Origin of the sequence: Algoriphagus halophilus, from assembly GCF_900129785.1 — a bacterium.
Lineage (GTDB): Bacteria > Bacteroidota > Bacteroidia > Cytophagales > Cyclobacteriaceae > Algoriphagus > Algoriphagus halophilus.
Genome location: NZ_FSRC01000002.1, coordinates 374,375 through 386,520, shown reverse-complemented (window position 1 = coordinate 386,520; position 12,146 = coordinate 374,375). Strand labels below are relative to the sequence as shown.

The following is a 12,146-nucleotide window of genomic DNA, read 5'->3' as shown; positions in this document are numbered from 1 at the left end:
GAAAATGGGCTAGAAGTCATTTCGACTGGAGCCTTCCTACTGGAGGTAGGAAATCTCTCTAAAATAAACCATTTCAAAAACCCTCTTGGAATAGATTCTGGGAGGGTTTTTTGATCTTCGGGTTTCTAAGATTTTTTTAGCTCTTCGGGATTTGCAATCCCGAAGTTTTTTCCGAAGATTTTTAATCTTCAATTAAGTATCGACTTTACTTTAAAGAATATTATTTCAATTAAAACAAGGATTACCTAAATTATTAGATGGTTCAGTTTGCCGGATTGAAAATCTTATGATTAAGGTTCAGGATTGCATCCTCGATAGAAATCGGGACCTGAACAGCGGGGATTTTGAATCCAACTTTGCGAAATATATATCTTTATATTCGGGAGACTCTGAAATTCAACATAATTATATGGCTGAAAATATGGTGGATAAGATAGCTAGCGTACTTTCTCAAATTCATTCAAGTTTGGGTAAACAAAGTTTTCTTAGTGATCCTGACGTAATAGCTGAATTTCCAAAAGGATTGCCATCTGATTTTTACCATGGCATTGCATGGAATGGGTTAAAGTTTACTGATCTCTGGAGGTATAATCTACCCGATCGAGTAAGTTATGAAAAGTATCAAAGAGTGGGGGCAGAAAACCTTACTTATAATTGTAATTCTAATTAGTCATGAAAAATGTTCTATTTTTCATTTTATTTCTTTGCATTTTAGCTTGTAATCCTTCAAATACAAATGGCTCTAAGAACTATAATCAAAGAAAAATTGGTCAAAAAGGTGAACTTGTTATTGTGTTTAACAGGTATTCAGAAAATACTGAATTAAATAAAAGGTCTACCGAGCCAAATAAAAGTTTTCAATATTGGAGAGAAGGCTTTGAACCGCCTTTTGAAGACCCAAACCTTTATATTAGCGTTGCCCATGGTTTAGATCAAGGAAAGAAAAAAATTTCAAGAAGGGATTTGGCTGAGATGGAAGTCTGGTTTGATTCTGAAATGGGATATTTGGACTGGTTTCGACTCAATTTTGAAAAGTATTATATCATTTATGAAGATGAGTATTTAGTAAAAGGATCCCTACATCCTGAATTTGAGTTTCAGGCTTGGGAAGTGAAAATTGGTACAGGAGGGGTAGAATAGAATTAGGTAAGACTCTACTCTTCGGGTCCCGATGAATATGGATGATGTAACCCCGAAGTCCTTTCCGAAGATTTTTAATCCTCGATTCAATAATAACTTGATCCTGAAGAATGTTATTTCAAATTAAACTAGGTTTAACTAACTTGTTCTAAGGATTAGGTTTTATAGGATTAGAAATCCTACGATCTAAGTTCAGGATTGCATCCTCGCTAGCAATCGGGACCTGAACAGCTGGGCTTTAGGTGTGAATTTAGAATCCTGTAACGATGATTAATGATGAAAAGATATAATATAATTTTCGTTTTAAGTTCAATGATTTATATGCTCATTGCTAATGAAAGTTCTGCGCAATTGTCTAAAGAACAATATGATGTCCTCAATGTTAGTTACAAGGATACTTCTGTAAAATTGTTCAACTACACTATTGAAACTAAAGTCTGGAGTAAATTTTTAAATTCAAGTGATTTAGACTTTTACAAGTCTGCAACTTGTGATTTCTTCGATGAAGAATTTATTTTGGCTAGCCAAGAAGTTGAATCTAAACTTTGGGGATTGCACAGCAAACACTTAGAAAAAAAGAAACTCCCCGCTGGGATCGAGATTGTTGATAGATATGATCTTGCTCTTGTTAGAACAACTGAACCTATTATTGTTGGTAAGTATGCTTTTGTTTTTCAAGAGGCCGAAGATAATCAGTTTCTGTTTATCCTTATTAAAGAAAATGGAAAGTGGAATAGGCGATGTTCATTGGATTTATATCAAGAACCGTTTGTGGACCCAATTATCAAGTAGTATAAGTCTTCGGAGTTTGTGTTTGAAAAAGGGCCATACTCACCTGTTACTAAGGATTTAAGTTTTAAAGTTAGAAAACAAATCTAATAATGGTGTCAGTCCGAGCGGAGTCGAGGACAATTAAATTTTCATGTTTGAACAAGGCTTCGACTCCGCTCAGCCTGACACATTAACTAGCTCTTCGGGATTTGCAATCCCGAAGTACTTTTTTTAAGTTTTTCAACCACTAAATTACTGGATTATTAATCCTATGATCTAAGTTTAGGATTAAAAATCCTTAACAGCCGAGTTTTTAGAAATAAATGAACTAATTCTTGTTTGGTAATTTTTAAACTATCATTTTAAATATGTTTTTAAAGTATCAACTAAACAAATTTCATGAAAAACACTTTATCCCCCCCCCAAGTACAAAAACCTGAATAAATATTCTTCAGGCTTATTTTTGATGCTATTTTTAGTGACATCTTTTCTTTTTACTTCCTGTGTAGAAGAACCAGAAGCTCCAAAAATCCAAGCAGTAGAAAACGGTCAACTGATGAAAGTCAAAGCCTGGTTTGAAGAGAATAAAACGAAACTGAGACTTCCTGAGCGAGGCTTAAATTTCAGATCAGAATCCCAAGAATTGATTTTACCCTTTTTTGAAAAAGAACCTGATTGGGATAAATTTCATCATTATTACTTTACGGATGGTAGAGAAGTTTTTGAGGTGAGTTTAGAGGGTAATTCTCTTTATTTTCCAAAAGAAAAATCTAAACCAAAAAAGACTGCTGAATTAAAATACTTTCAGAATATTCTATTTGTCAAACACCAAACTGAAGATCGATTTGATCCTTTGATCATAAGGTATTACCCTGAAGAGATTGAATCTAATAGAAAATTTGAGGAGGTTAATTATCAGATGATTGATGAAAAGTGGAATGGTTGGATCGATTTATTTTCCTATGACGAACATTATTTGGTTGGGTATAAGATAGATAGAGGGCAGGTTACCCACACTCGAACTATGCAAAAAGGAATGGAAAATGGGAAAAAGTCTTTTGGATATGAAAATAAAGATGTGGTATATAGATGTTATGAGGTAGCCACAGACTGGTACGATGGAAGAACTGGAGAGTATTTGGATACTACACATAGCACGACTTGTGATTTTGTAGAAGATGGAAATACTACAGGTGGAGGGGCCCCAGTCGGAGGAACTTATTCAGGAGGAAGTTCTGGTTCAGGATATTATCCACCAGAAGTTCCCGCACCTAAATTAACTATTTATATAGATTCATCTATTAGGAATGACCCACGAATCAGTTGTATATTAGATAAGTTTTCACTTGGATCTTTCGTTAAAGATATTGCTGAAATCACAGAAACAGAAGATTTAAATACAAATTCAATATTAAAACTAGAATCATTACCATTAGATAGAAACGGTCAGACTGTTAAAAGGAATGGTCAATATGTAATATCTATTAATTCAAATTATTTAGATAGGCCAGATCTTTTGATTGCAAGAACATTTCTTCATGAACTAGTTCATGCTGAAATTATGGCAACATTAGAAGCAAATGGTATTACCCCTTTGGATGCAAATTTTGCTCAAAATTTCAATAATTCCGTAAGTGTTTTATACGGAACAACAAATCTTAGTGGAAACCAGCATCATACTTACATGGCCGAGCAACTTTTGTTCGAAATGGGGACTGAATTGATGAATATTCATAAAACCTATTTTGTGGAAGATTTTGAAAAATTAATTCAGGAAGCTAACAGTCAAGGTGCATACCCAAAAGGAATACCAGTTGATTTTTATATGAATTTATTTTGGGATGGGCTCAAAAATACTCATGCTTTTGATATAATGAAGTCTATAGAAACCAATTACCCAATTTTATCACCATACGAAAAGTATATTAGAGATTCAGACCTTTCAATGAATTTGGACAAACCATGTGGAAACTAATATTGATCTTAACCTTATTTTGGAGGGTTTTTCCTTTTGATCAAAAGGACGCAGTAATAATTGTATTGGATGATTGCGAAAAATGGAGGATCGTAAGAAATGGATTAGGTGATGAAAGAAATTTCATTTACAATAAAGAATTGCCAGACTATCTAGGAGTCTTTTTAAGTCACGTTAATAAGAAGGATAAACCTGAGCTTCAAACTAGGAAATTGACACTGAAAGAGATTCAAGATAAGGAGTTTTATTATTCTTCTGAATTAAATTTTTACGATTGGAATGATATTGACCAATTGAAAAACAGAAAGGTATTTATTGTAATTGCCGAAGATTTTTGTTCCAGAAATAGGTTTGTATATGGTTATTCATTTACACTTTATGAGGTGAACATATATTTTCAAAGGAATGAATGAAAAAAGTTAAATTGTAAAATCTAAAGTCTGAAATTTGAAAACCTTTGCTAGGCCTAAATTGAAATTACGCCTTCATATTCTATCGAATTTGTAATTCGATTAAAAGGTGAAATTTCATCAACTAAATTCCAAACAGTTGGAGATTTATAAGAATAGTAGAGTGGTAATACAAATCCCATCCAGTTCATCGTGAAATTGGAGCAATTGGATAAGAACCAATCAATATTAAAAACTTCTTATTATGAATATTTTTAGGTCTTTGAGCTTCTAATAACTTAAAATCATCAAAAAAAATCAGAATATTTTTAGCTGTACTTAAAAAACAATTAGACTTTTTCATTATTGATATTGATTAATGTCTACATATAATCATGAATATATCAATAAAAAATATAATATAAACTATATAAAAAGCATTTCATATATATAAAAATGAATTTCATTTTCTTGTTACTTTCATATTAAAATCATTTAATTTACTCTTAGATATTTTTATAACTTTTTTAATCATGAAAAATTTCAAGAAAAATTATGTGGCTTTTATACTGATTTTTTTCCAATTGATCTTGGTTACTGCCTGTCATTTGGATGATGAAAATACCAGTATAAAGCCTACTGACGAAACTGGATTCTCTAAGCCTGATTTACCAGTGCCAGGAGAAGGTAAAAAGGATCCTACTTCGGGAGAAAATACTGCCTTAGTTGGAGATGGTTGGGCGATCGCAAAAGATATTCCTTTGTCTTTCGGTGCAGAAACTATTTTTGGTGAAAGTTCTGAAGTACATTCTTACAAAGCTACTGTGATTAATGGAGTAGTAGGTGGTTCGTTTGAAGCATTTAACTATGACAAAAACGGTGTTATGAGAAAGGATGCAAAAGGGAATGTGACCTGTGTTGTTTTTCAAAAAGATTGCAAAACTGTTAGAATGACTGGCATCATCACCGAAAGTACTGATCCGTTTTATATTGGGAAATATGCAATTTGGACAGTGGTGGACAATGGTGATGAATTAGATCAGACCACTGATTTAAGATATGGCGTACCAGAAGCTACAGCCTTGTACCATTGCTCGAATGGCTATTCCTTAGATTACTTTTCAGAAGGTCTATTCTTGACTACTGAAGGAGATATCAAAGTAGAATGTAAGGCATGCGATGATTAATTTTTCATTAGAAAGGTAACTTCCCCAAATCCACATTTCCGCCAGATAGGATAATCCCGACTTTCTTTCCTTCAAAGCGATCCTGATTTGCCAATAAAGCTGCTAAGGGTACTGCACAGGAAGGTTCTATGACTATTTTCATTCGCTCATAAATCAAGCGCATGGCTTCGATAATCTGAGGATCAGTTGCCAGAAGAATATCTGAAACGTAATTCTGTATCAGTTTGAAATTCAAAACTCCCAATGAGGTCAATAGTCCGTCAGCAATCGTATTGGGTTCTGATTGCGGAATGATTTTTCCCGCATGGAAGGATTGAAAAGCATCATCTGCTCCTGCTGGTTCTCCTGCGATTATTTCAATTTCCGGGTTTAGATAATGGGTCGTCAATGCCGTCCCTCCTAATAGACCTCCGCCTCCTACTGGGGCCATGATGATATCCAAATCGGGTTGATCCTCTAATAATTCCAACGCACAAGTCGCTTGTCCTTCGATCACATCCATAAAATCGTAAGGAGGGATGAAGGTTGCTCCGGTTTTGGCGACTACTTCCTCCAAGGTGGTTTCTCTTGCTTTGAGATTGGGTTCGCACTCAATTATTTCTCCACCATAGCCTTTGACTGCTTTCTTTTTGATCTCTGGTGCATTGGAAGGCATTACAATGTAAGAGGGGATTCCTGCTACATTAGCTGCTCTTGCCAAGGCAGCGGCATGATTACCACTGCTATGAGTCGCAACTCCCTTTTTTTTCTGCGCATCAGTCAATTTCATCACCGCATTGGCAGCCCCTCTTGCCTTAAATGCTCCCACTTTCTGAAAATTCTCGCATTTGAAAAAAATCTCACAACCAGCAATCTCATTGATAGCAGAAGAACTTAAAATTGGAGTTCGATGGATAAATGGCTGAATGCGTTTGTGGGCAGCTTTGATGTCAGCTAGTGAAGGGAAAGATTGGCTCATGTTTCGAAAATAGGGAATTGAAGAGAATTTTTGAATTAAAGTTTTTTCAATTATCCATAGTGGAGAGAATACTCCTTTGAGATATTTAGGAAAAAAGTAATAGCTGTCAGTCCGAGCGGAGTCGAGGACAATTAAATTTCCTTGTTTGAACAAGGCTTCGACTTCGCTCAGCCTGACACCTTAATTAAATATAACTAATCGCCTATAAAACAAATCCCCATTGACAGCTCCTCTCAAATTGTTTTCACATATGATTCAAACAAATCCCCGGAGTTTTTATCTTCAAGCATGAATTGGAATGAATTGGATTTTTACCCTGTGATGGGTGAGGCCCTAACAGAAAGTAATACGTTGAAAATGGATTTTAGTCCATCTAACAAAGCATTGGCTTCCATAGAACTAAGTAATACCCAGTCTTTTCACGATTATGTGTTCCAAGAGCTTGCAAAGGAAAATAAAAAGTATGGAATTGGGGGGTACTTTGAACATCGAGCGATTTACCAACGCTCCGAAGTATTTTCTACTCAGGAATCTGATTTCCGAAATATTCATTTGGGTGTAGATATATGGGCAGAGTCAGGGACTCCTGTTTTTACACCTTTTGAAGGGGAAGTGTATAGTTTACAGGATAATCAAGGCTTTGGAGATTATGGGGCTACCTTTATCATAAAACATATAATTAATGGACAACCTCTGTATTCCCTATATGGTCATTTGATGCGTACCGATCTTACTCTATGGAAAGTTGGAGATCAGGTAAAGCCTGGAGATTTGTTATGTCATATTGGACCTTTCCCCGAAAATGGGGATTGGCCTCCGCATTTACATTTTCAATTGATGTGGGATATGTTAGGGAATTTTGGCGATTTTCCAGGAGTATGTTCTCAACGTGAAATAGAAAAGTTTCGGACCGTTTGTCCTGACCCTAACTTAATGATAAGATGCCCTTTGATTTAAGAATTGGCCTTAGTAATTAACCGTAGCCCTTCTAGAGTTAGGTTTCTATCAATTTCATTGAATACTTCGGTCAATGGAGTCAATACAGACGATAATCCTCCCGTTGCTATCACTTGGTAGCTTTGTTGGGTTTCCTTTTCTATCGTCTCTATCATCCCTTTGACTAAGCCTGTATAGCCATACAAAATGCCGGCTTGAATCGCATGAACTGTGCTTTGCCCCAAGGCTGATTCAGGCATTTTCAATTCTACGGCAGGAAGTTTAGCTGTATTGTTAAACAGTGAATTGATGGCGGTTCTAAGTCCAGGGACAATGTTTATTCCTTTGATCTTTCCTGTCTGGTCAACCACAGTAAAGGTCAATGCAGTACCGAAATCTACAATGATGACGGACTTTTGGTACTTGGAATAAGCGGCCATTACATTGCACATCAAATCAGATCCAATTTCTGTGGGACGCAAAGATTTGACTGGAAGTTTTGGGTAGCTTTTGGGAGAAATCACATAAGGGTTGGTTCCAAAATAATTTTGACAAAACTCTATAATGGAATTATTTATTTCTGGCACTACGGAGCTAAATCCAATTTCTGAAATGCTGGTAGGAGAGATTCCATGTTCCAAAAAATAGAGTGGTACTTTTTTGCTGAGTTGTGAATGTAGTTTAGGTCCTTTGGTTTCTATCCTAAAGTGATTAGTCCATTTTTTATCCTTTTCATGGTAAAGGGCAAACACCACATTGGAATTACCTGCATCTATTGCTAAAAACATTGTTTCTTTGATTTCATTAAATTTAGCTTTTCAAAAAAGGAAATTCCAAATAATAACCTCCTAATTAAAATAGAAATGTATTCATTGCGAGAAGGCCAAGTTGAAGACCTCCCAAGGGTTTTAGAATTAGTACAAGAATTAGCGCTGTATGAAAAAGCACCGGAACAGGTGACTAACACGGTGGAAATGATGAAAGAGGATGGCTTCGGTCCTAATCCTGTATATGGAATGTTCGTTTGCGAGAAAGATGATACCAAGGAAATCATTGGAATTGCCATCTATTACTACCGATATAGTACTTGGAAAGGGAAGAGACTTTATTTGGAAGATTTGATTGTGACTCAATCGGAGAGAGGGAAAGGAGCAGGGAAATTGCTTTTAGAGCGTGTCATGGCCAAATCTTTGGAAGATGGCTGTACGGGAATGATGTGGCAAGTGTTGGACTGGAACGAACCAGCGATCAATTTTTATAAAAAGTATGGAGCGAGTATTGAAGGAGGGTGGTACAACGTACACATCCAAGATTATGAGATCAAAGAGGTATTGTCTTAAGGTTCAGCAAAACACTTTAAATAAAAAAATCCGGCACATGGGCCGGATTTTTTTATTTAGATCTGATGTCAAATTAGCCTTTGATGCTGTAGTTTGGAGCTTCTCTGGTGACACTTACATCATGAGGGTGTGATTCTTTTACCCCTGCTGCAGTGATTTTCACAAATTTGCCATCTCTTTGTAAATCTTCAATGGTTTTGGTGCCACAGTATCCCATACCAGCCTGAAGTCCGCCTACAAGCTGATAAAGTACTTCTGCTACCAAACCCTTATATGGAACTCTACCAACGATACCTTCTGGGACCAGTTTTTTGATATTGTCTTCAGCATCTTGGAAGTAACGGTCCTTTGATCCGGATTCCATAGCTTCTAAAGAGCCCATTCCTCTATAGGACTTGAATTTTCTGCCTTGGAAAATAATCATCTCTCCTGGAGCTTCTTCTGTTCCTGCCAATAGTGACCCGATCATGATTGAACTTCCTCCAGCAGCAACCGCTTTTACCAAATCTCCTGAATATCGAATACCACCGTCTGCAATTACTGGAACTCCACGGTCTTTCAATACTTGGGAACATTCAAAAACAGCTGATAGCTGAGGAACTCCTACTCCTGCGATGATTCTGGTAGTACAAATGGATCCAGGGCCTACACCTACTTTTACAGCATCTGCACCAGCATCTGCTAATGCTATGGCTGCTTCAGGAGTAGCGATATTCCCTACGATTACCTCCAAGTCTGGGAATGCATCCTTGATTTTCTTACACGTATCAATTACTCCTTTGGAATGTCCATGAGCAGTGTCAATAGAAACTACATCCACGCCAGCATTTTTCAATGCCTCTACTCTTTCTACAATGTCGGCAGTAACACCTACTGCAGCTCCGACTCTTAATCTTCCATATTCATCCTTACAAGCATTAGGCTTGTCTTTTCTCTTTAGAATATCCTTGTAGGTAATTAAACCTGTCAGTTTGTTGTCTTCGTCAACAATAGGAAGCTTTTCGATCTTGTATTCCTGAAGGATTTCTTCTGCCTGCTCTAGAGAAACCCCAGATTTTGCAGTGATCAGGTTCTCAATCGTCATGATCTCTCTTATCGGACGATTTTGATCTTTGATGAATCGAAGGTCTCTGTTGGTGATAATGCCCTTTAAAGTTCTATTTTTATCCACAACCGGAATACCACCAATATGATATTCACGCATAATTGTTTCTGCATCACGAACTTTGGCATCGATGTTTAATGTGATAGGGTCCAAAATCATCCCAGCCTGAGAGCGCTTTACTTTGCGTACTTGCGCGGCTTGTTGCTCGATAGACATGTTTTTGTGGATGAATCCCAAACCGCCTTCTAAAGCAATAGCAATTGCTAATTCAGCCTCTGTAACCGTGTCCATTGCAGCGGAAACCAAAGGAATGTTCAGCCTGATTTTTTTGGTGAGTTGTGTGGAGGTATTCGTGTCTCTTGGCAAGACTTCTGAATATCCTGGAACAAGAAGCACATCGTCGTAGGTGAGTGCTTCATAAAGGAACTTGTCGGAGTTTCTATTCATGGCAAATATTGGTTGTAGGTAACCCTATTTGCCCGTCAAAATTACAAACAAAATTCTTTATCAAACTAATCTTTGACAAAATTAATATTGAAACTCAGCAGAAAATTTGAAGAAAATGAAATTTCCTTTTAAAAATCAGGTAGAGAATTGCTGTGCAAAGGGCTCTTGAACCAATTTTTTGGAATGGATTACCCTGATGATAATATAAAGTAAAAGACCTGTGGGGCCAGCTATAAATGTCAAAACCAAACATGGAAGTAAAATCCACCGGTTAATTCCACACTTGTCTGCATTATGACAAATCCACATACCCACGAATAAATCAAACGTTAAGTAATGAATCCAACCAGCCAAAAGTGCATCATCGCTACTGAAAAGCAATTTCACATTCGCTAAGGTATCGAATCCTCCTCCTGTGTCGGCTCCCATCCCACGGATAATATAAAACAGGTAAAGCCCACCCAGCAAAACGAAAATAATGCTGAATAAAAATTGGTAAACCCATCGTTTTTGGTACAAGACAAACAGAAAGATCCAGCACAGAAACGCGATGGAGTTGGCGATGGTAAAAATCAATTCTAACTTCATTGCTTTAAAAATTAAGCTATGAAGTTAGAAATAACTTTTTGATTTTGAGGAATATAAGTTCTAAAACTATTTTTTAAGAAGTCGGGCAATATAGAATCCATCAAACCCGCTTTCGTGAGAAAGAACTTTGTGGTCTTCAATCAATTCAAAATTCTTTCCCGCTTCACTGTTTAGGAATTTTTGTACCTGTTCCTGATTCTCCGAAGGTAAAATACTGCAAGTAGCATAAACCATTTGTCCGCCTGGTTTAAGCATGGATGGATAGGATTGGAGAATCTCCTGTTGCGTTTGCTTTACTTTTTCAATTGACTCTGGACTTAGCTTCCATTTAGTGTCTGGATTTCTTTTTAAAACTCCTAAACCAGAGCAAGGAACGTCTAGCAACAAACGGTCGGCAGATTCTTTTAACCTTTTGATGGTTTTGGAGCCTTCAATGACTTTTCTTTCGATGATGGATACCCCATCTCTTCTTGCTCTTAGCTTGGTCTGTTGTAATTTCCATTCTTCCACATCCATGGAGAGGATTTTGCCTTTGTTTTCCATTAAAGCTGCTAAATGCAAGGATTTGCCACCTGCACCTGCACAAGCATCGATCACTCGCATTCCTGGTTCAACCGCAAGCGAATCCGCTACTAACTGAGAGGAACCATCCTGTACTTCAAATAAACCTTCTTTGAAGGCAGGGTGTCTGAATACATTTTGTCGCTCATCTAAGATTAAAGCATCTTTATATCCTTTGATGATATGAGTTTGGATATTGGATTCCGCAAGTATGTTCTTCAGTTTTTCGCGAGTAGTTTTTAGTGTGTTTACCCGCAAAACCACATCTGCTTCTTGATTTAAGCTGTGGATTTCCGCTTCCCATTTATCTCCCAATTCCTTCTGCCCTAGTTCCTCTAACCAATCAGGGATAGATTCAATCAAAGCTGGGTCTTCCAGTTTCTCATACTTTCCTTTGAGTTTCTCAGGCTGGATTTTTTGAAATTCTTCCCAAGGCGGAAGACTGTGTCCTTGCATGAGCCAATATGTTCCGAAAAGATCATATGGATTATTGGAAGGGCTAAGGTAATTGATGAGCCTCCACCAACGAACCATTTCATAAGTCGTTTCGGCAATAAATGAACGGTCACGTGCTCCCCATTTAGGGTTGGACTTGAGTGTTCTTTCAATCACTTTATCGGCATATTGCCCTTCTTCGAAAATCGCTGCAAGTGCAGAATGCACCCCGCGTATGGTATTGTTATGTAGCTTCATGGGAAAGAAATTCTCCACAAAGGTAGTTTTTCTTTCTGTTCTCTGGGAATCAGTTT

13 protein-coding genes are annotated in these 12,146 nt (G+C 36.9%); 8 read left to right on the top strand and 5 right to left on the bottom strand.

Features of this window, described 5'->3' with window-relative positions; all coding sequences use genetic code 11:
- The first annotated feature begins 286 nt into the window (after positions 1-286).
- The 6 genes from BUR11_RS13740 to BUR11_RS13715 all read left to right on the top strand — a co-directional run bounded on the left by BUR11_RS13740 (position 287) and on the right by BUR11_RS13715 (position 5,462).
- The gene (locus BUR11_RS13740) at positions 287-670 is read left to right on the top strand and encodes a hypothetical protein (RefSeq protein WP_074225561.1); all 384 of its coding nucleotides are present in this window, start codon (positions 287-289) and stop codon (positions 668-670) included.
- 2 nt (positions 671-672) lie between these two features.
- Positions 673-1,140, top strand: a complete 468-nt coding sequence (locus BUR11_RS13735) for a hypothetical protein (RefSeq protein WP_074225560.1) — start codon at positions 673-675, stop codon at positions 1,138-1,140.
- A gap of 273 nt (positions 1,141-1,413) precedes the next feature.
- Positions 1,414-1,932: a hypothetical protein gene (locus BUR11_RS13730; RefSeq protein WP_074225559.1), complete on the top strand. Its 519-nt coding sequence runs from the start codon at positions 1,414-1,416 to the stop codon at positions 1,930-1,932.
- Positions 1,933-2,554: 622 nt separating this feature from the next.
- Positions 2,555-3,886, top strand: a complete 1,332-nt coding sequence (locus BUR11_RS13725) for a hypothetical protein (RefSeq protein WP_143186001.1) — start codon at positions 2,555-2,557, stop codon at positions 3,884-3,886.
- Positions 3,874-4,299: a hypothetical protein gene (locus BUR11_RS13720; protein WP_074225557.1), complete on the top strand. Its 426-nt coding sequence runs from the start codon at positions 3,874-3,876 to the stop codon at positions 4,297-4,299. The genes BUR11_RS13725 and BUR11_RS13720 overlap by 13 nt, the downstream gene beginning before the upstream one ends.
- Before the next feature lie 509 nt (positions 4,300-4,808).
- Complete coding sequence (locus tag BUR11_RS13715) at positions 4,809-5,462, top strand: hypothetical protein (protein ID WP_074225556.1); 654 nt, start codon at positions 4,809-4,811, stop codon at positions 5,460-5,462.
- A gap of 7 nt (positions 5,463-5,469) precedes the next feature.
- Here BUR11_RS13715 and BUR11_RS13710 read toward each other — a convergent pair whose 3' ends face one another.
- Positions 5,470-6,420 (bottom strand): pyridoxal-phosphate dependent enzyme, encoded by a 951-nt coding sequence (locus BUR11_RS13710; protein WP_074226135.1) that lies wholly within the window; start codon positions 6,418-6,420, stop codon positions 5,470-5,472.
- Positions 6,421-6,708: 288 nt separating this feature from the next.
- On the opposite strand from BUR11_RS13710, the gene BUR11_RS13705 reads away from it, so the two are divergent.
- Positions 6,709-7,377 (top strand): peptidoglycan DD-metalloendopeptidase family protein, encoded by a 669-nt coding sequence (locus BUR11_RS13705; RefSeq protein WP_084560980.1) that lies wholly within the window; start codon positions 6,709-6,711, stop codon positions 7,375-7,377.
- Here BUR11_RS13705 and BUR11_RS13700 read toward each other — a convergent pair.
- The gene (locus BUR11_RS13700; protein ID WP_074225555.1) at positions 7,374-8,144 is read right to left on the bottom strand and encodes a type III pantothenate kinase; all 771 of its coding nucleotides are present in this window, start codon (positions 8,142-8,144) and stop codon (positions 7,374-7,376) included. The genes BUR11_RS13705 and BUR11_RS13700 overlap by 4 nt on opposite strands.
- Before the next feature lie 75 nt (positions 8,145-8,219).
- On the opposite strand from BUR11_RS13700, the gene BUR11_RS13695 reads away from it, so the two are divergent.
- Positions 8,220-8,696 (top strand): GNAT family N-acetyltransferase, encoded by a 477-nt coding sequence (locus tag BUR11_RS13695; RefSeq protein WP_074225554.1) that lies wholly within the window; start codon positions 8,220-8,222, stop codon positions 8,694-8,696.
- A 73-nt stretch (positions 8,697-8,769) separates the two neighbouring features.
- Here the strand turns inward: BUR11_RS13695 and guaB are convergent, their stop codons facing one another.
- The 3 genes from guaB to BUR11_RS13680 all read right to left on the bottom strand — a co-directional run bounded on the left by guaB (position 8,770) and on the right by BUR11_RS13680 (position 12,090).
- Entirely contained in the window at positions 8,770-10,248 is a 1,479-nt protein-coding gene (gene guaB / locus BUR11_RS13690) for an IMP dehydrogenase (RefSeq protein WP_074225553.1), read from the bottom strand.
- 135 nt (positions 10,249-10,383) lie between these two features.
- Positions 10,384-10,836 carry an ABA4-like family protein gene (locus BUR11_RS13685; RefSeq protein ID WP_074225552.1) on the bottom strand — a complete coding sequence of 151 codons (453 nt, stop codon included), beginning with the start codon at positions 10,834-10,836 and terminating at the stop codon, positions 10,384-10,386.
- A 66-nt stretch (positions 10,837-10,902) separates the two neighbouring features.
- Positions 10,903-12,090 carry an RsmB/NOP family class I SAM-dependent RNA methyltransferase gene (locus tag BUR11_RS13680; RefSeq protein ID WP_074225551.1) on the bottom strand — a complete coding sequence of 396 codons (1,188 nt, stop codon included), beginning with the start codon at positions 12,088-12,090 and terminating at the stop codon, positions 10,903-10,905.
- Positions 12,091-12,146: the final 56 nt, after the last annotated feature.